Annotated in this window: 18 protein-coding genes and 1 other annotated feature; of the genes, 5 read left to right on the forward strand and 13 right to left on the reverse strand. The window is 44.6% G+C overall.

Annotation, left to right across the window (positions count from 1 at the left end; all coding sequences use genetic code 11):
• Window positions 1-6 precede the first annotated feature (6 nt).
• Window positions 7-642, reverse strand: a complete 636-nt coding sequence (locus MKX71_RS17395) for an NAAT family transporter (protein WP_010886614.1) — start codon at window positions 640-642, stop codon at window positions 7-9.
• A 149-nt stretch (window positions 643-791) separates the two neighbouring features.
• Here MKX71_RS17395 and MKX71_RS17400 point away from each other — a divergent pair, with 149 nt between their 5' ends.
• A complete protein-coding gene (locus MKX71_RS17400) occupies window positions 792-1,406 on the forward strand; it encodes a PH domain-containing protein (protein WP_003243118.1) in 615 nt (204 codons plus the stop codon).
• Between the two features lie 131 nt (window positions 1,407-1,537).
• A complete protein-coding gene (locus MKX71_RS17405; RefSeq protein WP_029318392.1) occupies window positions 1,538-2,236 on the forward strand; it encodes a zinc ribbon domain-containing protein in 699 nt (232 codons plus the stop codon).
• 35 nt (window positions 2,237-2,271) lie between these two features.
• Here MKX71_RS17405 and MKX71_RS17410 read toward each other — a convergent pair whose 3' ends face one another.
• Window positions 2,272-4,089, reverse strand: a complete 1,818-nt coding sequence (locus tag MKX71_RS17410) for a zinc ribbon domain-containing protein (RefSeq protein WP_256682977.1) — start codon at window positions 4,087-4,089, stop codon at window positions 2,272-2,274.
• 125 nt (window positions 4,090-4,214) lie between these two features.
• Between MKX71_RS17410 and MKX71_RS17415 the strand changes: the two genes are divergently transcribed.
• On the forward strand, window positions 4,215-4,676 hold the full coding sequence (locus tag MKX71_RS17415) for a GNAT family N-acetyltransferase (protein WP_003244063.1): 462 nt from the start codon (window positions 4,215-4,217) through the stop codon (window positions 4,674-4,676).
• A 44-nt stretch (window positions 4,677-4,720) separates the two neighbouring features.
• Here the strand turns inward: MKX71_RS17415 and eno are convergent, their stop codons facing one another.
• From eno to araE, 7 genes are all read right to left on the reverse strand, one after another.
• The gene (gene eno, locus MKX71_RS17420) at window positions 4,721-6,013 is read right to left on the reverse strand and encodes a phosphopyruvate hydratase (RefSeq protein ID WP_003228333.1); all 1,293 of its coding nucleotides are present in this window, start codon (window positions 6,011-6,013) and stop codon (window positions 4,721-4,723) included.
• Window positions 6,014-6,042: 29 nt separating this feature from the next.
• Window positions 6,043-7,578: a 2,3-bisphosphoglycerate-independent phosphoglycerate mutase gene (gene gpmI / locus MKX71_RS17425; RefSeq protein ID WP_339231397.1), complete on the reverse strand. Its 1,536-nt coding sequence runs from the start codon at window positions 7,576-7,578 to the stop codon at window positions 6,043-6,045.
• A complete protein-coding gene (gene tpiA / locus MKX71_RS17430) occupies window positions 7,571-8,332 on the reverse strand; it encodes a triose-phosphate isomerase (protein WP_003243394.1) in 762 nt (253 codons plus the stop codon). Before tpiA ends, gpmI begins: the two co-directional genes overlap by 8 nt.
• Before the next feature lie 30 nt (window positions 8,333-8,362).
• Window positions 8,363-9,547: a phosphoglycerate kinase gene (locus MKX71_RS17435; protein ID WP_319620211.1), complete on the reverse strand. Its 1,185-nt coding sequence runs from the start codon at window positions 9,545-9,547 to the stop codon at window positions 8,363-8,365.
• 316 nt (window positions 9,548-9,863) lie between these two features.
• A complete protein-coding gene (gap, locus tag MKX71_RS17440; protein ID WP_003219957.1) occupies window positions 9,864-10,871 on the reverse strand; it encodes a type I glyceraldehyde-3-phosphate dehydrogenase in 1,008 nt (335 codons plus the stop codon).
• A 46-nt stretch (window positions 10,872-10,917) separates the two neighbouring features.
• On the reverse strand, window positions 10,918-11,940 hold the full coding sequence (gene cggR, locus MKX71_RS17445; protein ID WP_009968188.1) for a gapA transcriptional regulator CggR: 1,023 nt from the start codon (window positions 11,938-11,940) through the stop codon (window positions 10,918-10,920).
• A 297-nt stretch (window positions 11,941-12,237) separates the two neighbouring features.
• Window positions 12,238-13,632, reverse strand: a complete 1,395-nt coding sequence (araE, locus tag MKX71_RS17450) for an arabinose-proton symporter AraE (protein WP_003243899.1) — start codon at window positions 13,630-13,632, stop codon at window positions 12,238-12,240.
• A gap of 203 nt (window positions 13,633-13,835) precedes the next feature.
• On the opposite strand from araE, the gene araR reads away from it, so the two are divergent.
• Complete coding sequence (gene araR, locus MKX71_RS17455) at window positions 13,836-14,924, forward strand: arabinose utilization transcriptional regulator AraR (protein WP_003243070.1); 1,089 nt, start codon at window positions 13,836-13,838, stop codon at window positions 14,922-14,924.
• A gap of 48 nt (window positions 14,925-14,972) precedes the next feature.
• On the opposite strand, the gene MKX71_RS17460 is transcribed toward araR, so the two are convergent.
• On the reverse strand, window positions 14,973-15,983 hold the full coding sequence (locus tag MKX71_RS17460; protein WP_003228318.1) for an MsnO8 family LLM class oxidoreductase: 1,011 nt from the start codon (window positions 15,981-15,983) through the stop codon (window positions 14,973-14,975).
• 156 nt (window positions 15,984-16,139) lie between these two features.
• The gene (locus tag MKX71_RS17465) at window positions 16,140-17,018 is read right to left on the reverse strand and encodes a LysR family transcriptional regulator (protein ID WP_003228316.1); all 879 of its coding nucleotides are present in this window, start codon (window positions 17,016-17,018) and stop codon (window positions 16,140-16,142) included.
• A gap of 99 nt (window positions 17,019-17,117) precedes the next feature.
• Here MKX71_RS17465 and MKX71_RS17470 point away from each other — a divergent pair, with 99 nt between their 5' ends.
• Window positions 17,118-18,035, forward strand: a complete 918-nt coding sequence (locus MKX71_RS17470) for a DMT family transporter (protein WP_015251205.1) — start codon at window positions 17,118-17,120, stop codon at window positions 18,033-18,035.
• A 40-nt stretch (window positions 18,036-18,075) separates the two neighbouring features.
• On the opposite strand, the gene MKX71_RS17475 is transcribed toward MKX71_RS17470, so the two are convergent.
• A complete protein-coding gene (locus MKX71_RS17475) occupies window positions 18,076-19,419 on the reverse strand; it encodes an amino acid permease (protein WP_339231399.1) in 1,344 nt (447 codons plus the stop codon).
• A gap of 68 nt (window positions 19,420-19,487) precedes the next feature.
• Window positions 19,488-19,723, reverse strand: a binding site (T-box leader).
• 97 nt (window positions 19,724-19,820) lie between these two features.
• The gene (locus MKX71_RS17480; protein WP_167408446.1) at window positions 19,821-20,855 is read right to left on the reverse strand and encodes a glycoside hydrolase family 18 protein; all 1,035 of its coding nucleotides are present in this window, start codon (window positions 20,853-20,855) and stop codon (window positions 19,821-19,823) included.
• Between the last annotated feature and the right edge of the window lie 39 nt (window positions 20,856-20,894).

The raw sequence follows: 20,894 nt of genomic DNA on the forward strand, positions 1-20,894 counted from the left end.
TTTTCATCATGAGGTTAAGACCGGAAACATGCCTTTCAGCCCGGCACCAATCATCCCGACCGCAACCACGGCTAAGATTAATCCCATCAGTCTGGTAATCACATTCATCTCGGTTTTTCCGAGTTTGCTGCTGATAAAAGCAGAATAGTGGAAAAAGAGAAAGGTCAGGGCAATAACGGCGGCTATACCGATCATGACAGCCGCATAATGACCAATGCCGCTATGTCCGGCGGAAAGGCTCATCACTGTTGCAATCGTTCCGGGCCCAGCAATGATCGGAATGGATAAAGGTGTGACTGATATATCCGCTTTTTCCTTGCTTTCCTTATGTTCATCATGGTGAAGAGATTGCACGTGCGATTCTTTCGCATTCAATAGATTATAGGCAATGCCGAAAATGAATATGCCGCCCGCCACTCGGAGCGCGTGAATGTTGATATCAAACAGTTTAAAGATAAGATGACCGAAAACCAAAAAAGCTGCGAGAATAAAAAAGGATAAAATAGCTGCCTTCCGGGCAATCGCTTTTCTTTCCGCTGCAGTATAGCCTTCTGTCAGCGTCAGAAATATCGGTACGTTTCCGATCGGATTCGATACTGCGAATAAAGAAATGAAGACGTGAACGATAAATGAGAACATCATATACCTCCTTGTTGATAGTCTCTGCACAGGAAATAGAATTATTCTCCACCCTTTTACCCGGAGGCGATTTCCCGGTAAACCTTTATAGCCTGTCAGAAACGCGCCATGCTACAATGAAGTGACAAATTGAATAGGAAGGACGTAAACAGATGTTCAAAAAAATTGCGGCAGATGCCTTGGGCTTATCTGATATCGGAAAAATTATCGAACCTCAGGACTATGACAAAACAGACGCAGATGACTATGTCATGCATGAAGATAATGAGAAAATTTATTTCTTGATTAAAACAAAAGCAGACGAGTATTGCTTTACGAACCTGGCCCTGATCCATGTAGACGGCGAACGCGCCACTTCCTCGAAACGAACGTTGAAACGCTATCCTTATTCGCAATATAAAATCTCTGACGTTTTTCTTGAAACTGCCGGAAAAGTGGATTTGGATGTTGAAATTAAGTTCAAGCTGGGCGGTGAACAATTCGACATTGATGTCCACAAAGACCAGATTGAAAAGTTAAAAGACCTTTATAAAGCACTGCTTCGCATCGCTGAAACAACCTATGAAAATGACATTTTAATCAATCAAGCGGAGCAAAGCTTAGATAAAGCAGTGACGATTCTTCACCATACCCGCCCTGAGCACGTCAATATTGAAACGCAATACAAAGAGCTGACCGAATTCGGATTTACTTGGCTGACATCCGTTCGCTCGCAGTATCATATTAAGGATTTTGGGGATGTATTTGAGAAATATATTAATAACTAGATAAAAAAAGACACAGCTGCTATCGGGCTCGTGTCTTTTTTTGTATGAATATTGATTACTTTACAACTTTTTTCTTTTATAATAAAACTATTAGTCTATTTTCCCTATATTACAGATAAAGGAGTTATTTTATGTATTGTCCTCAATGCGGCCATCAAACAGATGGCGGAAATTTTTGTGAGAAATGCGGATCACCGCTCCCCGGTCAATCAGGCCACCAGCATGCAGCTCAAACTGGAGCCGCTGCAAAGCAAGCAGCAAAACAGTTCGGTTCATTTGTCTTATCCGTCCTGAAACGCCCTTATCAGGAATGTAAAGCAACAGGCGGAGAACAGCTGATCAGCGCAATCATTACGATGGTTCTTTTCAGTTTGCTGACCCCTTTGATGTTTTATATTCTTTTTTCAGACGGTCCCGGAAGCGTAAGCTTTACAGCAATCTTCTTAGAGCCAACCATTTATTTTATTTTATTTCTATTTGGCCTGCATGCATGCATCTTTTTCGCCCTGAAAATCGCGGGAAACCAAGTGTCTTTCAAGGATTCATTCTCAAGATTCGGAGCATTTCTTATTCCTTTTACGGCTATTTTGATTCTTGCCCTTTTCTTCTTTTTATTACATACAGACATTTGCTTTACCATATTAGCCGTTGGTTTAATCGGTGCATTCTTCGCCATTCCTCCTGCGATGCTGAGCAGTTACCAGCATTCATATAAAGGGAAGGTTGATGTCATTTACTCAACGATTGTGATTTATCTGATCATCTGCGTTACATTTCAGCTTATTATCGAACACTATGTCAAAGAAATTTTCCGTTATATGCTCTTTTAAAAACAACCCCATCACCTGCTGGTGATGGGGTTGTTTTATTGAATAGACGTTAAGTAAATTCTTCCGTTCTTCACTACGCCGGTATAGGTCCAGTTATATGTTCTGAGCTTTGGACTGCCGCCTGATTTTGTGATGTAGAATTCTTCATACGTCTTAATCGTGATAGCCGACCCATTTTGGCTCCAGCTTTTCACTTCATAGTTATTAAAGTCTTCTGTTGTCCCCTCTTTATTTAATTTCGACACGAGATGCTGCTGGTCGGAATAAAGGGAACTGCCTTTTTCAAGGCTGTCTTCCATCAGTGAGAAATTATTTTGATTCACGGCATCTGCCTGACTTTGCAGATAACTGCCCATAAATAATGTCACTTGTTCATCTGTAACATCGCCGCTTGCAGAGCTTTCACTGCCTTTGTTTTTCGAGCCAGCCCAGGCGGAAGTGTATGTCTCTGGTTTATCATTTTTGATTTTCTTTATATTTGTGCCTGCAGATTGGAATGTTGATTCTGCATCTTCGAAAATCCACTTTTTCTGTTTTTTATCATATGAAAGAAGATATTCATAACTCGGACTGTCGTCAGTCATTTCAGATTTTGTATAGTCGTTATACGAAGAAGACTGGTGAAGTTCTTTTCCTGTTACCGATACCTGCCACGTTCCGTCGTTTTTCTGAGAGAGGGCAAATGTGTCCAGGTCAAAATCAGTTTCCAAGTATCTATCTTTTAAGTATGAATCCGCGCTTTTCATAGAATCAACGGTGTCCTTCGTCTCTGTCTTCCAATTGGCACTTGCCTCTGTCATCTGGGCTGTATTCCCATCAGATAGAGCTTTGGAGTATTGTTTTGTTGTTTTGACAATTGTGTTCATAATCTGTTCCTGTGTATCTTGATCAGGAATTAACGTTAACTCCATTTCTTTATCATCGATCGGAACGCCGGCAGTTTTTGTTTTTCCCCACGGAAATTCTGCCTCGACTGAAGCTGTCATTGATCCATCTGTCAGCAGCGGACCATATGTTACGGATTTGAACGGATCTTTATGAATTGACTTGCCGTTAATCAGCAAATCTCCCTTCCCGCTCTTGATGTCATCCGCTAAGCTGAATGTCACATCGTCTGCTTCCAATGAGAGATCAACACGAAAGCTGCTATCGCCAATCGCCTGAATGTCTTCCTTTTTCACAAGGTCAACGACATCGTTTTTCAGTTTGGCTGAGACTGTATATTCGCCGGGAATGTACGGACCAAGGGTTTGTGCTTGATCTGCTTTCTTTACAGATCCGGCTTCCTCTTTATTGACATATAGATCGGTATTTTTATAATTGCTGCTCACTTCAAAATAAACAGGTGCTACCTTTAAGTCATAATGGTCAAATACCAGCAGGCTTTTCCCGTCTTTTTCTGCATATACGATATCCTTCTGGGCTGTTTCATCCCGCAGCGATGCAAAAAGTTCATCTTTTTTGTCTGGATGATCCTTCAAATATGTAAGAAACGGTTTTACATTATTTTTAGTGAGTTTAAGATTGTCATTTACCGGTGTAAGCAGAGTCGCGATTTGGTCCTGATCCCCATCATTTACGGCCTGTTCAAACTTGTCTACTAACCTATCCTTTGAAGTAAAATACGCTCCGGTTTTATATGCGGCGAATAATATAACGCACGCCGCGGCAATGCTGCTCCATAAAATGATGGTTTTCTTAGGGATCGGTTTTCGCGGAGCCTGCCTTGTTTCTGCAGTGCTAGCTGTTTCTTGATTTGCCTGTTTGCTGCCCCCTCCGATCGGGGTGCCGCATTGTTTACAAAACTTGGCTCCTTCATTATTCTGGGAGCCGCAATTCTTACAAAAAAACATGACTTTCCTCCTATTCTACTAATTTGATAACATTTACTGCTTTTCATATTTTATAATAAAACAGAATGAAATTGGGAACGAATGAAAAAATTAAATGTCTATCAGACTAAAAAGGTGGTACGAATATGCAAAAGCTCAGGATTGAATTAGGAGAAGAAACAAATGACGAACTATATGATCTATTGCTGCTCGCCGATCCATCGAAAGACATTGTAGATGAATATCTTGAGAGGGGAGAATGTTACACAGCTTGGGCCGGTGATGAGCTTGCAGGGGTTTATGTATTGCTAAAAACAAGGCCGCAAACAGTTGAAATTGTAAATATTGCGGTAAAAGAATCTCTTCAGAAGAAAGGCTTTGGCAAACAGCTTGTACTTGACGCCATCGAAAAAGCGAAGAAGCTGGGGGCGGACACGATTGAAATCGGAACGGGGAATTCGAGCATTCATCAGCTTTCCCTCTATCAAAAATGCGGATTCCGCATTCAGGCGATCGACCACGATTTCTTTCTCAGACATTATGATGAGGACATTTTTGAAAACGGGATTCAATGCCGCGATATGGTAAGGCTTTATTTGGATCTCTGAAAGCATAAAAAAGCCGCCGAGAGAAAATCCCGGCGGTCTTTTTATTACTTGTTTAAGTTGTAGAAAGAGTTGATACCGTGGTATTGAGCAGTTTCAGCCAACTGATCTTCGATGCGAAGAAGCTGGTTGTATTTCGCAACACGGTCCGTACGAGACGGAGCACCTGTTTTGATTTGTCCTGCGTTTGTTGCCACAGCGATGTCAGCGATTGTGCTGTCTTCAGTTTCACCAGAACGGTGAGAGATAACAGCTGTGTAGCCTGCGCGTTTCGCCATTTCGATCGCATCGAATGTTTCAGTCAATGTACCGATTTGGTTTACTTTGATCAGGATAGAGTTGCCTACGCCGTTTTTAATACCTTCAGAAAGTTTTTTCGTGTTTGTAACGAAGAGGTCGTCACCAACAAGCTGAACTTTTTTGCCAAGACGCTCAGTAAGAAGCTTGTGGCCTTCCCAGTCGTTTTCGTCAAGTCCGTCTTCGATAGAGATGATTGGGTATTTAGAAACAAGCTCTTCATACCAGTCAACCATTTCAGCAGATGTTTTCACAACGCCTTCGCCAGACAGATGGTATTTGCCGTCTTCTTTGTTGTAGAACTCAGAAGATGCAGCATCCATAGCAAGTTTAACTTCTTCGCCAGGTTTGAAGCCGGCTTTTTCGATTGCTTCAACGATTGTTTGAAGCGCTTCTTCGTTAGAACCAAGGTTTGGAGCGAATCCGCCTTCGTCACCTACAGCAGTGTTTAAGCCTTTTGCGCTTAATACTGATTTCAGGCTGTGGAAGATTTGAGCGCCCATGCGAAGTGCTTCACGGAAGTTAGGAGCACCTACAGGCATGATCATGAATTCTTGAATATCCACGTTGTTATCAGCATGCTCTCCGCCGTTTACGATGTTCATCATCGGTACAGGAAGCGTTTTTGAGTTGAATCCTCCAAGGTATTGGTAAAGAGGAATCTGTAAGAAATCAGCAGCAGCACGCGCACAAGCCATAGATACGCCAAGGATTGCGTTCGCACCAAGTTTACCTTTGTTTTCAGTACCGTCAAGCTCGATTAAAAGCTGATCGATTGCGTTTTGTTCAGTTACATCAAAGCCAAGAAGCTCTGGAGCAATGATTTCGTTTACGTTGTTAACAGCTGTTAACACGCCTTTTCCAAGGTAACGGTCTTTGTCGCCGTCACGAAGCTCAACCGCTTCGTATTCACCTGTAGAAGCTCCGCTTGGCACTAATGCGCGGCCGAAAGCTCCTGTTTCTGTATATACTTCAACTTCAACTGTTGGGTTGCCGCGGGAGTCTAATACTTCGCGTGCATAAACATCAACAATGTATGGCATGAGTTTTGTCTCTCCTTTTGATTTTCAAATTATTTTTGAATTAAAGATGTTCCTGTCATTTCTTTCGGTTTTTCAACACCAAGAAGGTCTAATAACGTTGGTGCAAGGTCGCCTAGGATTCCGCCTTCACGCAGCGTAATGCCTTCTTTCGTTACAATCACAGGGACTGGGTTTGTTGTATGCGCAGTGTGCGGTTCGCCTGATTCTGTAATCAGAATGTCAGCATTACCGTGATCAGCGGTAATGATAGCGTGTCCGCCTTTAGCAAGGATCACGTCAACGACTTCGCCCAAGCATTCGTCCACTGCTTCAATTGCTTTAATTGTTGGTTCAACCATTCCGGAGTGGCCGACCATATCAGGGTTTGCGAAGTTAAGAATGATCGCGTCATGCTTGTCAGCTTCAATTTCTTTGACAAGCGCGTCTTTCACTTCATACGCACTCATCTCAGGCTTCAAGTCATACGTTGCAACTTTAGGCGAGTTGATGAGAATACGCTCTTCACCCGGGAATTCAGCTTCACGGCCGCCGCTCATAAAGAACGTGACGTGCGGATACTTTTCAGTTTCTGCAATTCGAAGCTGTTTTAACCCGTGCTGAGATAATACTTCTCCGACTGTGTTATCAAGATTTATCGGTTTAAACGCTACATAGCCGTCAACTGTTTCACTGAAGTGAGTCAGGCAGACGAAATACAGGTTCTTTGGATAATTCTCGCCGCGGTCGAAGTCACGGAAGTCTTTGTTTGTGAACGTGTTGGAAATCTGGATGGCGCGGTCCGGTCTGAAATTATAGAAAATCACAGAATCGCCGTCTTGGATTTTCGCAACAGGCTCACCGTTTTCTTTTGTGATGACAGATGGAATCACGAATTCATCGTAGATACCATTTGCATATGAATCATCAACAACATCCAGGGCGCTGCGGTAAGATGGGCCTTCGCCGTACGCCATTGCGCGGTACGCTTTTTCTACACGGTCCCAGCGTTTGTCGCGGTCCATAGAGTAGTAACGTCCGGAAATGCTGGCGATTTCACCTACACCGATTTCCTTGATTTGATCGTTCAACTGGTTGATGTACGTTTTCGCTGTCTGCGGACCTACATCACGGCCGTCAAGGAAGCCATGGATATAAACCTTTGTCAGCCCTTCTTTTTTCGCAAGCTTTAACAGTGCGAATAAATGATTGATATGGCTGTGCACGCCTCCGTCAGATAAAAGACCGAACAGGTGCAAGGCTTTGTTGTTTTCTTTCGCGTTGCTGATCGCGTCAAGGAATGTTTGATTGCGTTCGAACTCTCCTTCACGAATGGCAACATTTACGCGTGTTAAGCTTTGGTACACAATACGTCCCGCACCGATATTTAAGTGACCTACTTCGGAGTTCCCCATTTGCCCTTCAGGAAGACCTACAGCCTCGCCTGAAGCAGTCAATGTTTGATGAGGATACTGGTTCCAGTAGCGGTCAAAATTCGGTTTTTTCGCTAAAGCGACTGCGTTCCCTACTGTTTCGTTACGTAATCCGAACCCATCAAGAATGATGAGTGCAGCTGGTTTTTTACTCATATTGACCTTCCTCCAATAATTGAACGAATGACTGTGGCTCAAGGCTCGCGCCGCCGACCAAAGCACCGTCAATATCGGACTCTGCCATATATTCTTTAATGTTTGCAGGCTTTACGCTTCCGCCGTATTGGATGCGAAGCTTGTCTGCAGCTTCTTGGCTGAAGCTTTCAGCGACGGTTTTACGGATATGCGCACACACGTCATTCGCATCTTTCGCTGTAGAAGATTTGCCTGTTCCGATTGCCCAGATTGGCTCATACGCAATAACAGAAGCAGCAACTTGTTCTTCAGAAAGACCAGCAAGGCCTTTTTTCACTTGGTCAGCAACAAGATCATTTGTTTTGCCAGCTTCACGCTCTTCAAGCGTTTCACCTACACAGATGATCGGCACAATGCCGTGTTTGAAAGCTGCGTGTGCTTTTTTGTTAACTGTTTCATCAGTTTCAGCGAACATTTCACGGCGCTCAGAGTGGCCGATGACGCAGTAGTCAACGCCAAGGTCTTTCAGAGCAACCGGGCTGATTTCGCCTGTGAACGCGCCGCTTTCTTCGAAGTGCATGTTTTGAGCGCCGACTTTTAGGTCAGTGCCTTTCACAGCAGAAGCAAGCTTTTCTAAGAAAAGCGCTGGCGCGCAAACAACAGCTTCAGCTTTGTCTGCTGCTGGAATGGAAGATTTCACTTCTTCAACGAAGCTGACAGCTTCGCCGAGTGTTTTGTTCATTTTCCAGTTACCGGCGATAATTGGTTTTCTCATCTGTTCCACTTCCTTATAGCAGTTTTGAGATTATTTATCGTTCAGTGCAGCTACCCCTGGAAGCTCTTTGCCTTCCATAAACTCAAGGGATGCGCCGCCGCCTGTTGAGATGTGGCTCATTTTGTCAGCAAGGCCGAATTTTTCAACCGCTGCCGCAGAGTCTCCTCCGCCGATGACAGAGTATGTATCTTTCGCCTCTGCCAATGCTTCCGCAACCGCTTTTGTTCCTTGAGCGAACAAGTCGATTTCGAATACGCCCATTGGTCCGTTCCACACGACAAGTTTGCTGTTTTTGATGACGTCAGCATACGTTTCGCGTGTTTTCGTACCAATGTCGATTGCTTCTAAATCACTAGGGATTTCAGAGATCGGCACAATTTTCACGTTTGCATCGTTAGAGAAATCATCTGCAACGAGTACATCTTCAGGCATGTAGAAGTTAACGCCTTTTTCTTTAGCGCGGTCCATAAATGATTTCGCAAGCTCGATTTTATCCTCTTCAAGAAGAGATTTACCGACTTCATAGCCAAGCGCTTTTACGAAAGTATAAGCAAGACCTCCGCCGATGATCAGGTTGTCTACTTTATCAAGAAGACTTTCGATTACACCGATTTTGTCTTTTACTTTCGCTCCGCCGATGATCGCTGTGAACGGGCGGTCAGGGTTGGAAACCGCTTTTCCAAGTACATCAAGCTCTTTTTCCATTAAGAAACCTGCAACTGCTGGCAGATGCTCGGCAATTCCAGCTGTAGATGCGTGAGCACGGTGGGCAGCACCGAATGCGTCATTTACATATACATCTGCAAGCTCAGCAAATGCTTTTGCAAGCTCAGGGTCATTTTTCTCTTCACCAGGATAGAAACGTACGTTTTCCAATACAAGAACGTCTCCGTCCTTCATCTCGGAAATTTGTGCTTTTACAGCATCGCCGTATGCTTCATCCGCTTTTTTTACTTCTTTGCCAAACAGTTCGCCGAGACGTGCAGCGACAGGAGTTAAACGAAGCTCCTCAACCACTTCGCCTTTCGGGCGGCCTAAGTGGCTCGCAAGAAGGACTTTTGCGCCTTGGTCTGCAAGGTGTTTGATTGTTGGAAGCGCGGCACGGATACGTGTATCGTCTGTTACTTCCCCGTCTTTCATTGGAACGTTAAAGTCGACGCGGCAGAATACAACTTTGCCTTTTACGTCGATGTCTTTGAGAGTTTTTTTATTCATGCCTAGGAGATCCTCCTTCAAAATGGTTTGCATACAGCACGAAAAACGTGAAACCGTCTGTTCAAGCGATAACTCCGCTAGGGCAGATCGCAGTCTTTTTCGGCACAGGGCAGTTCGTCTAAAAGCCAGGGCAGCGGCCTTAGGCGAAAGCGCCGGCAAGGCTGCTTAAAACGCGTTCGTTTCTCTATCACAGAGCGTTTTCTGAAAGCCGGTCTTCATGGAAAAAGGGAAAGGGAGTCCGTCCCCTTCCCTTGTCCGCTTTCATTATAGCGCTTCTATTCGAAAGAACCAAGTCAGGTCCTTTTTCAGCTATAAATTAAAGACCTTTTTTTGCGATGTAAGCTGCAAGGTCAACAACGCGGTTAGAGTAGCCGCTTTCGTTATCGTACCAAGAGATTACTTTTACCATGCTGCCTTCCATAACCATTGTAGAAAGAGCATCGATTGTAGAAGAGTTTTTGTTTCCGTTGTAGTCGCCAGAAACTAATGGCTCTTCGCTGTAGCCAAGGATTCCTTTAAGGTCGCCTTCAGCCGCTTCTTTAAGAGCTGCGTTTACTTCTTCAGCTGTTACTTCTTGGTTCAGTTCAGCAACCAAGTCAACTAGAGAAACGTTTGGAGTTGGAACACGCATTGCTCCACCGTTCAGTTTGCCTTTTAGTTCAGGAAGAACTAGAGAAACTGCTTTAGCAGCACCAGTTGATGTTGGGATGATGTTTTCAGCTGCTGCACGCGCACGACGGTAGTCTTTGTGCGGAAGATCAAGGATTTGCTGATCGTTTGTGTAAGAGTGAACAGTTGTCATCATACCGCGTTTGATGCCGAATTTATCGTTAAGTACTTTTGCAAACGGCGCAAGGCAGTTTGTTGTGCAAGATGCGTTAGAGATAACATCGTGGTTAGCCGCATCGTATTTATCTTCGTTAACACCCATAACGATTGTGATATCTTCTTCGTTAGCAGGAGCAGAGATGATTACTTTTTTCGCGCCAGCTTCTAAGTGTTTCGCAGCGTCTGCGCGTTTTGTGAAGAAACCAGTAGATTCAACTACGATTTCAACGCCTTGTTTGCCCCAGCTAAGTTTAGCAGGATCGCGTTCTGCAGAAACTTCAATTGTTTTGCCGTTAACAACAAGGTTGTTACCGTCAACTGAAACTTCAGCGTCTAATTTTCCGTGTACAGAATCATATTGTAAAAGGTGAGCTAGCATGTTAGCATCTGTTAAATCGTTAACCGCTACTACCTCAACTTCAGGATTGTTTAATGCTGCGCGGAATACGTTACGTCCAATACGACCAAAACCGTTAATACCGACTTTTACTGCCATGATTGTTTCCTCCTTTAAATAAGTGAGAGATATTTATATTGAGGGATTATTCATCCCTTAATAACTTCTTTGCGGCTCCTTCGTCTGTGACGAGAACCGTGTTGCGTGGCTTTTTAAAGTAAGCCTCGATCGCCTCGGCTTTTGATGATCCGCCCGCTACCGCAATAATATCGGGGATGGCGTCTATGTCATCCAGCTGCATTCCGACAGAATGCACTTTGTGAACCACTTCGCCGTCCGCGTTAAAATAGTAGCCGAACGCTTCTGTCACTGCGTCGTTATCATCTATTTTCTTTAAGTCTTCTAAAGGCGTGTTTCTGCGCTGAGCCATAGTTTTAGCTTCGCCGATTCCATGAACCAGCATACTCGCTGATTTAATGGTGTTCAGCACCTCTTTGACAGAAGGCTCTTCAATAATAGATGAATAGGCGCCTTGTGACAGCTGTCCCGGAACAAACAAAAGCCGGTAAGTGCCTGAAGCCTTCTCCGCCATATGCGCGCATATGGTGTTCGCCTGGTTTTTCACATCTTCGCCTAAACCGCCTCTTGCAGGCACAAACAAAAGCTCGCGGTTTTTAGAATCCGGCGTCATCATTTCGGCGACAGCTTCAATTGTCGTACCGCCAGTTACAGCGACGATATTTTTGCCTGAAAATCTTTTTTTCATACATGCGACAGCCGCTCTTCCCATTTCTTTTTTGACCCATGGGGATTGATCGCTGTCTCCGGATACGATAATGGCATCCTTTAGATTTAAACGTTCTTTTAATGTCTTTTCCAAAAGAGTCAAACCTAAAACATCTTTCATCGTATCTTCCAAAACAGAAAGCAGTTCATAGCCCTCTTCTGTCAATGTCATGCCGTTTGTCTTAATATCGACCAGGTTCTGTTCCTTTAAAAACTGAACCTCGCCCCTCAGCACACGCTCGCTGATTCCGAGACTGGCAGACAGGCTTCTTCGCCCGATGGGTTCTGTCAGCCTGATATACTGCAAGATTTCAAACCTCTTTTGCATAACGAGCAGAAGATCAGGCAATAATTTTTTTTGAGCTTGTATTAACTGGTTCATGACTCAAACGTTCCTTCCTTTTTCGCTGGACATTATATGTCCCGCTATGACAAAAAACGTCCCGTCATAGCCAAAAAAAATCATTTCTGCTTTCTTTAATTATTTTAACAGGGTGGAATTGTTTATTCAACTGTTAAGAGCCAATTCATCGACAATATTCGCAGAGTTTTCATGCCGCGTCGTTTTATCCAGCAATATTTTATCCTATATATCTTTATCTTATACAGAAAGCGCCAAATGGTGCATCCCAATATAAACAGCCCTTCCCGTAGAAAGGGCTGTTTCATTAAAGCGTTTTCATTTTATCCAAAGCTTTTCAATTTCCTCGAGCGATTTGTTCTTCGTTTCCGGACAGATCGTAACGACAAACAGGAAACAAAGGATGTTAATCACCGCAAAGATCCAAAATGTATAGGCGAGCCCGAAAGAATCGATCATCATTGGCACAAACTGTCCGATCGCCCAGTTTGCTCCCCATAAAAAGATGGTCGCAATGCCCGCGGCCCGCGCACGCAGATGGTTCGGGAAGATTTCAGAAATCATAATCCATGTGATCGGTCCGACCGAGACACAGAAAGCAGCGACAAAACCTAATATAAGGACGATCATCATGATCCCGCTTGTTAACTCAAAATAAAACGACGTCCCGATTAAAATCATAAAAATAGCCATAAAAGCAGAACCGATGGACATCAGTTTTTTTCGTCCGACTTTATCAATCAGCAACACCGCAATAACGGTAAAGATGACTTCTACAACACCGACGATACAAGTTGTCACAAATCCGGCGTTTTGCCCGAATCCCATCATTTTAAAGATTTCCGGCCCGTAGTAAGTAATGGCGTTCATGCCGATGACTTGGTTAAACAGCGCCAGCAGGATTCCAATGACAAGCGCCTTTCTGAGACCCGGCTTAAACAGCTGGGAGAGCGACCCCATTTGTTCTATTTTTAAAGAGTTCTCAATGTTCTTTAATTCTTCTTTTGCAACAGTTTCTCCATTAATACGTGTCAGGATCTTTAAAGCTTCATTTGTTTTGCCCGCTTTCGCCAGCCATCTCGGACTTTCCGGGACGACGAGCAGGACAAGGAAAAAGATGACGGACGGCACCATTCCGTAAGCAAGCATCCATCTCCAGCCGGTGTGCACGCCCCATTCGTATGTTCCGGACCGCTGCACAGCTAGATTAATAAAGTATGTTGCGGAAATACCCAGTATCGTAAAGAGCTGATATAACGAAGATAAACTTCCGCGTATGGCGGGCGGTGCCGCTTCTGTAATATACGTAACAGAGAGCGATGAGCCCATCCCGATTCCCAGCCCCCCGATAATCCTTGCAATGATTAAGGTGGACACGTCTTGAGAAAGTGCTGAAACGATTGCTGATATCGCAAATAACAAAGCGGCTGTCATTAAAATTTTTCTCCGGCCGAATCTGTCACTTAAAAATCCGGATATCCCGACGCCCACAACTCCTCCAATCATAATGCTTGAAATGACAAGTCCCTCCATAAACGGACTCAGGCTGTATAAATCTTTCAGAAAACCGATGGCGCCAGAAATCACTGCCGTGTCATAGCCATACAATAAGCCGCCAAGCCCCGCCGCACATGAGATCAAAATGACAAATCCCATTGAATGGCTTCTTGTTACAGGAACATTTGGTTCTAATTGAGTTGGAGTATTCTTCATTTCCCTGCCCTCCCGAATGTTGAATAAAGCGTTTACATTCCACTTTTCAATTGTACGTACTTATATTAAAATTTAACGAAAATTACATTTAATTAGTACGTACAAATATAGAATAATCTTGTTTGCATTTTCTGTCAATGTTTTCTTACAAAGAACGCTGTGATATACTGAAATTTGTCCGTATACATTTTGGAGGAATGGATATGTTACCAAAATACGCGCAAGTAAAAGAAGAAATCAGTTCTTGGATTAATCAAGGCAAAATACTGCCCGATCAAAAAATCCCTACCGAAAACGAATTAATGCAGCAATTCGGCGTCAGCCGGCATACCATCCGTAAAGCGATCGGAGACCTCGTATCACAAGGTCTGCTGTACAGCGTGCAAGGCGGAGGCACCTTTGTCGCTTCACGCTCTGCTAAGTCAGCGCTGCATTCCAATAAAACGATCGGTGTTTTGACAACCTACATATCAGACTATATTTTCCCGAGCATCATCAGAGGAATCGAGTCCTATTTAAGCGAGCAGGGGTATTCTATGCTTTTGACAAGCACAAACAACAACCCGGACAACGAAAGAAGAGGCTTAGAAAACCTGCTGTCCCAGCATATTGACGGACTCATCGTAGAACCGACAAAAAGCGCCCTTCAAACCCCAAACATCGGCTATTATCTGAACTTGGAGAAAAACGGCATTCCTTTTGCGATGATTAACGCGTCATATGCCGAGCTTGCCGCGCCAAGTTTTACCTTGGATGATGTGAAAGGCGGGATGATGGCGGCGGAGCATTTGCTTTCTCTCGGCCACACGCATATGATGGGTATTTTTAAAGCTGATGACACACAAGGCGTGAAACGGATGAACGGATTTATACAGGCGCACCGGGAGCGTGAGTTGTTTCCTTCTCCGGATATGATCGTGACATTTACAACGGAAGAAAAAGAATCAAAACTTCTGGAGAAAGTAAAAGCCACACTGGAGAAAAACAGCAAGCACATGCCGACAGCCATTCTTTGTTATAACGATGAAATTGCGCTGAAGGTGATTGATATGCTGAGGGAGATGGATCTTAAAGTGCCGGAGGATATGTCTATTGTCGGGTACGATGATTCACATTTCGCCCAAATCTCAGAAGTGAAACTAACCTCTGTCAAACATCCGAAATCAGTGCTTGGAAAAGCAGCCGCCAAATATGTCATTGACTGCTTAGAGCATAAAAAGCCGAAGCAAGAGGATGTCATATTTGAGCCTGAGTTGATCATTCGCCAGTCCGCACGAAAACTGAATGAATAAAAAAAGCAATGTATGGGTCTCCCCGCTACATTGCTTTTTTTATAGCTGTTATCTGTTTTTCCAAACGTCAGCGATGATTTCAAACGAACGCATTCTGTCTGCGTGTTCAAAGGTTTCTGAGTTAACCATAATTTCGTCAGCCTGTGTCGTTTTGACGAAATCTTCAAGCTTCGCCTTCACTTCTTCCGGACCTCCGACAATCGTGGAGCTCAGCTGCTCATTGACCATCGCTTTTTCATACGGGCTCCAGATTTGATCCATATCCTCAACAGGCGGTTTAAGCTGGTTCGGCGTACCGCGGACAAGATCAAGAAACCTTTGATAATGCGAAGTCGCAAGGTGCTGCGCTTTCTCGTTTGTATCTGCCGCGATAATGGTGACACCGACCATCGCATACGGTTCGTCGAGCACGTCTGACGGCGTGAAGGAATTGCGGTAAAGCTCCAATGCAGGAACCGTATTCGCCGGTGAGAAATGAGCGGCAAAGGCAAACGGAAGACCTAGTTCACCAGCCAGACGGGCGCTGAAGCCGCTTGAGCCCAGCAGCCAAATCGGCACATCTATGCCCTCTCCGGGAATGGCGCGAACTTGATTGCGCACATTTCCTGACGGTTTAAAATAATTGCGCAGTTCCTCTAATTGTTCTGGAAAATCCTCCCCGCTGTTGATGTTTCTGCGGAGCGCTCTGGCTGTCAATTGGTCTGTTCCCGGCGCACGTCCAAGCCCCAGATCTATCCGCCCGGGATACAGTGTTTCCAGTGTGCCGAATTGTTCAGCAATGACTAATGAAGAGTGGTTCGGGAGCATAATGCCGCCGGAACCGACGCGGATTTTCTTCGTGCCTCCGGCAATATGGCCAATCAAAACTGCAGTGGCGGAGCTTGCAACACCTTCTATATTATGATGTTCAGCAAGCCAGTAACGGTGATAGCCCCATTCCTCTGCCCGGCGCGCCAAGTCCATGCTGTTTCGGAATGATTCTGCAATCGTTCCTCCCTGAACAACCGGAGATAAATTCAAGACAGAAAGCAAGGTATCTTTGCGTTGGTTGTTAGACATATTGTTCTCCTTTGCAAATGTGTTATCAGTAAACAGCCCAAAGCTGTCAGGTCATGATTGAAAGAACTTCTATCACACCATAACACAACTGCATTCAGGAATAAAAGAATTTGATTCGATGAAATTCGAACAATGTAAAACGAACGGTTTGGCCCGCTATTCTGCTCCAAACAGCTCCTTAGCCATCTCAATAAAGAGCTTAGCCGCCAGAGAAGCCTCCTTTAGCGACGGAACAGCAAGCTGCACATCACGGTATACCTGCGGGTCCAATTCCCGGGTCACCACATGCTCCGGAAGCGGCATCCCCGACATGGACATTTCTGATAAAATCGCGAGACCCAGGCCTTCTCTGATCATACTGATCGAGGTGTTGATGTTATAGACCGTGAAAGCTGGGTGCAGCGTAGCGCCCGCCTGCCTGAACATATCGACAAATGGTGATTCATAGCCTCCGTCACAGACGATCATCGGTTCATGGTCAAGATCTTTCAGCGTAATGGCCGAATGACTGGCAAGCGGGTGATCGTCCCTGAGCACGACAGCCATTTTGTCTTTTTTCAAATGGATGTACTCCATCTCCTCTGTTGGATACAGAAGAATGCCGACATCTATCATCCGCGTATGAAGCCACTCCTTGACTTCATTTACAGTTCCCTCGTGCAGCACGAGCTCAAGTTTTGGATATTTTTGTTTAAATTCACTGATCAGCTTCGGCATAAAATAAGCCGAGGCAGTTGAGAATGTGCCGATATGGATCGTTCCCAGTTCAAGCCCTTTTTCCGCTGCTGCTACCTGCTCAACTTTTTCAATGCCTTTTAAGACTTCTCTAATGTGTACTAAGATCTGTTTTCCCGTATCCGTCAGCATCAGGCCATTGCGGCGGTCACGAATGATCAGCTTTACATCAAGCTCAGCTTCGATCGCAGAAATCGCATGGCTGACAGCCGGCTGTGTCATGTTCAGCGCCTGACCCGCTTTTGTAAAGCTTCCCGTTTCAGCTATTTTCACAAAAACCTTTAATTGTGTAATAGTCATAACAATTTACTTATGCTCCTTATAAAAAAGATTCATTTTATTTATCTTATGTTCTACCGTATCATATGATGGAAAAGTTCTACAAGGAGTGAATGAACAATGAAGCAGCTCTCAAAAACGCGGACAGCTCTCCTGCTCGCATTTCTCGTCATCATGTGGGGCGTCAATTGGCCGCTGTCCAAAGCCGCGCTCGCCTATTCTCCGCCATTATTGTTCGCGGGCATCCGAACGCTGATCGGCGGGCTTTTATTAGTCATTGTCGCACTGCCGCGTATTCATAAATTACGCTTAAAAGAAACGTGGCCGATTTATCTTGTTTCTGCTCTTTTAAATATTACATTATTCTACGGCCTGCAAACGATCGGGCTGAATTATCTTCCGGCCGGCCTGTTTTCTGCAATCGTCTTCTTTCAGCCTGTTCTGATGGGTGTATTTTCTTGGCTGTGGCTCGGCGAATCCATGTTTGTAATGAAAGTGATTGGCCTCATCCTCGGTTTTGCGGGAGTAGCCGTCATTAGTGCTGCGGGCTTTGGCGGGCATATTTCTGTCATTGGGGTTCTGCTGGCTCTCGGCTCCGCAGTCAGCTGGGCGCTCGGGACGGTATATATGAAAAAAACAGGCAGCCGCGTCGATTCCATCTGGATGGTCGCTCTGCAGCTGACGATCGGAAGCGTGTTTCTGCTTATATCCGGCTTTTGGACAGAAAGCTTTTCGGCGATCCAATGGACAGCTCCGTTTATCACGAGCCTGCTGTTCATCTCCGTATTCGTTATCGCGCTCGGCTGGCTTGTCTTTTTTACGCTTGTCGGTTCAGGCGAAGCAAGCAAGGTCGCATCTTATACTTTTTTGATTCCGCTCATATCAATCGTGGCCAGCTCCATTTTCCTGCATGAACCGCTCACCCTTAGCCTCTTCGCAGGGCTGCTGCTGATTGTCACGAGCATCTGTCTCGTGAATACAAAATCAAAAGCGCAGAAAGCTGCGGCGATTGGTATAAACGAGAAAGCTGCACAATAATAAAAACCCTCTTGCCGGATGCGGCAAGAGGGTTTCTTATTTACTGATGCTTGCGTCCTTTGACCAAATATGCAACTGTAATCAAAAGGTAGATCGCCGTAGTAATGCCGGTAATGACAATTGATGTTGTCATGATGACCCCGATCAGAATGGCGAGTAATGCCACAATCGCAAACCATGTCGTGTACGGGAACCATTTTACATAATAGGCCGGTGTTTCCGTTTGCTGTTTTCTCGATTTTAAATGAGCGAATCCGATGATCAGCCAAATGAATAAAACGGTATATCCCAATGATCCCATTAAATAATTAAATGTTTGGCTTCCTGCGAACAGAGAAATCAATACGCCAATATAGAGAGAAGAAGTGCACATCAGAATCGCAAACATCGGTACGTTTTTCGATGAAAGCTTCGAGAAGACCTTTGGAAGCCTTCCGTCACTTGCCTGTGTATACAAAATGCGTGATGATCCGTATAAACCTGAATTCATAGAAGAAATGATCGCCAGCAGGATGACTGCATTCATGATATGATCCGCGCCCGGAATGCCTACCATTTTAAAGACCATCACGAAAGGACTTTCCGGAACCGAATTGACTTGGTTCCATGGAATCAGGCTGACGATGATGAAAAACGGCAGCAGGTAAAACGCGACAATCCGTGTCAGTGTGCTGCGGACAGCTTTCGGGACAACCTTTTCCGGATTTTTTGTCTCTGCAAGCGTTACACCGATAATTTCTGTACCGCCGTAAGAGTAGATGACGACAAGCATCGCCGTGATCAGCCCTGTGCCGCCGTGCGGGAAAAATCCGCCGTGGTCTGTCAGGTTGGAAAATCCGGATGCTGTATGATCACCGAATGATACAAATAAGAGCAGCAATCCCAGAATAATAAAGATAATAATAACGGTAATCTTGATCATTGCCAGCCAATATTCAGTTTCGGCGAAGATTTTAACAGAAAGCAAGTTTACAATCGTGACGATAAGAGAAATTCCTAATGCCAACACCCAGATCGGGCAGCCCGGCAGCCAATATTGAATGAAAATCGCAGCTACAACAGCTTCAGCCGCAATGTTAAGCACCCACATTTTCCAGTAGATCCAGTCCAAAAAGTAAGCAGCGTAATTTCCCAATACCTGCTGGACAAGATCACGGAAGGTTCTGGCGTTACGGTTTCGAACAGCCATTTCCGCCAGCCCCTGCATAATAAACAGCAAAATAATCCCGCCGAGCAGGTATGCGATAATGACAGATGGCCCTGCCACATCGATCGCTGAGCTGCTCCCCTTAAATAAACCTGCGCCGATTGCTCCGCCCAGCGCCATCATCATAATATGGCGGGACGTCATCGTGCGTTTTAACGTTCGATTGTCGTTTTTCATCCTCTTCTACCTCTCCTTCTCGTTTTCAAAAACAAAAAAGCCCGCCGTCTCCTACCTAATCTAATAGATAAAGAGACGACGAGCCTTCGGCTGACCGCGGTACCACTCTTGTTGATCCTTCATGAAGAATCCTGCTTTTGACCTGTAACGAAGGTTAGCCGTTAAAACATAGGGAATATTCAATCTATTCCGTTCCGTCTTACCACTCCCGGGCGAGTTCAAAGAAGAATCAGGCTGCGTCGCACCACCCCGCAGCTCTCTGTTCTGATCACTTTCTTTTACTGCTCCCAATCTATGTGTTTTAGTTTTCTGAAAAACTCAAATTTTATGATCTGAATATATTAACATAATATACGTGCTTCTCTTTTAACTGTCAATAACTTCAGAGAAAAAAGAAACTGTTATTTTGTCCCTTTTCGAATGGCTTTCCAAAAGGATTCTGACTCGTTTCCTAATGCGTAAACTGAAACACCTGCTATTTTATATTGCTTTGCCAGATGGCTTTTCGTTTGAACGGTTTTTTCGTTTTCATACCACACGACATGTTTATGCTTCTTTTTGTCAACATAAGAAAACGTCATCGAGCCTGATTTTTTGTTGAATGCCGGCTTTGCTTTTTGTTTTTTGATGAGGGATTTGAGCTCATTCCATTCCCTTATTGTGCTGGTACTTCCGTCTTTTACATCCCAGTCATAGCCGTACGCAGGGATTCCCATGATGACTTTATTGGCTTTGATCTTTTTGACTGAAAACTGCAGAGAGCTTTTGATCCAGTTTGTGCTTGCCACTGACCCCGGCTCACCCCAAATGCCGTGTTCATCGTAGGTCATGACTTGTACGAAGTCGGCATATTTGCCGATTTTCGCATAATCATACGGCCAGCTCCAGTCATCATTTTTATCATCGGCGCTTTTGGCCGGAACGGATACCATTGTTTTAATATGTTTCTTATTCAAAGCCTGTGAGACATATTGAATGAAGTTCGAGTATGCAGCGCGGTCTTCTGGATTTACTGCTTCAAAATCGATATTGATTCCGTAATATGAGTGCTTTTTGGCCAGTGTAATTAACTGATCTGTGAATCGTTTTTTCGCTGTTTTATTGCTCATGACCCGACTCGCTAAATCTCCGTCAAAATCATAAATGGCATCATTATAGTTTGAAATGACAGCCCATGTCTTGATTTTTTTCTTTTTCGCATATGTCAGCTGCTTAGTTGGGGCATCGCCAATGATTTGTCCGTTTTTTTCAAACGCAAATGTATCGGTTGCGATGGCATTCATGTATGTATGATATTTCGTAAGAGCATTGTATGAAGCCGTATCCCCAGTCGTGTAGCCTACTGTCATACCGGCTGCCTTCGCTTCTCCTTTTGTATACATAAACAGAACAATCGCAATCGCCAGTGAAACCGCTATGATCAGCCATTTTTTCATCGCATTTCCTCCTGTATCAAGTCATACTCTTCTCATCGG

Origin of the sequence: Bacillus sp. FSL M8-0071, from assembly GCF_037975455.1 — a bacterium.
Lineage (GTDB): Bacteria > Bacillota > Bacilli > Bacillales > Bacillaceae > Bacillus > Bacillus subtilis.

Coding starts and splice junctions, on each gene's coding strand:
- gap (WP_003219957.1), bottom strand. CDS start 10,871: ATGGCAGTAAAAGTCGGTATTAACGGTTTTGGTCGTATTGGACGTAAC.
- MKX71_RS17480 (WP_167408446.1), bottom strand. CDS start 20,855: ATGAAAAAATGGCTGATCATAGCGGTTTCACTGGCGATTGCGATTGTT.
- araE (WP_003243899.1), bottom strand. CDS start 13,632: ATGAAGAATACTCCAACTCAATTAGAACCAAATGTTCCTGTAACAAGA.
- eno (WP_003228333.1), bottom strand. CDS start 6,013: ATGCCATACATTGTTGATGTTTATGCACGCGAAGTATTAGACTCCCGC.
- cggR (WP_009968188.1), bottom strand. CDS start 11,940: ATGAACCAGTTAATACAAGCTCAAAAAAAATTATTGCCTGATCTTCTG.
- MKX71_RS17475 (WP_339231399.1), bottom strand. CDS start 19,419: ATGAAAAACGACAATCGAACGTTAAAACGCACGATGACGTCCCGCCAT.
- MKX71_RS17405 (WP_029318392.1), top strand. CDS start 1,538: ATGTATTGTCCTCAATGCGGCCATCAAACAGATGGCGGAAATTTTTGT.
- MKX71_RS17470 (WP_015251205.1), top strand. CDS start 17,118: ATGAAGCAGCTCTCAAAAACGCGGACAGCTCTCCTGCTCGCATTTCTC.
- gpmI (WP_339231397.1), bottom strand. CDS start 7,578: ATGAGTAAAAAACCAGCTGCACTCATCATTCTTGATGGGTTCGGATTA.
- tpiA (WP_003243394.1), bottom strand. CDS start 8,332: ATGAGAAAACCAATTATCGCCGGTAACTGGAAAATGAACAAAACACTC.
- MKX71_RS17460 (WP_003228318.1), bottom strand. CDS start 15,983: ATGTCTAACAACCAACGCAAAGATACCTTGCTTTCTGTCTTGAATTTA.
- MKX71_RS17410 (WP_256682977.1), bottom strand. CDS start 4,089: ATGTTTTTTTGTAAGAATTGCGGCTCCCAGAATAATGAAGGAGCCAAG.
- MKX71_RS17415 (WP_003244063.1), top strand. CDS start 4,215: ATGCAAAAGCTCAGGATTGAATTAGGAGAAGAAACAAATGACGAACTA.
- MKX71_RS17400 (WP_003243118.1), top strand. CDS start 792: ATGTTCAAAAAAATTGCGGCAGATGCCTTGGGCTTATCTGATATCGGA.
- MKX71_RS17465 (WP_003228316.1), bottom strand. CDS start 17,018: ATGACTATTACACAATTAAAGGTTTTTGTGAAAATAGCTGAAACGGGA.
- MKX71_RS17435 (WP_319620211.1), bottom strand. CDS start 9,547: ATGAATAAAAAAACTCTCAAAGACATCGACGTAAAAGGCAAAGTTGTA.
- araR (WP_003243070.1), top strand. CDS start 13,836: ATGTTACCAAAATACGCGCAAGTAAAAGAAGAAATCAGTTCTTGGATT.
- MKX71_RS17395 (WP_010886614.1), bottom strand. CDS start 642: ATGATGTTCTCATTTATCGTTCACGTCTTCATTTCTTTATTCGCAGTA.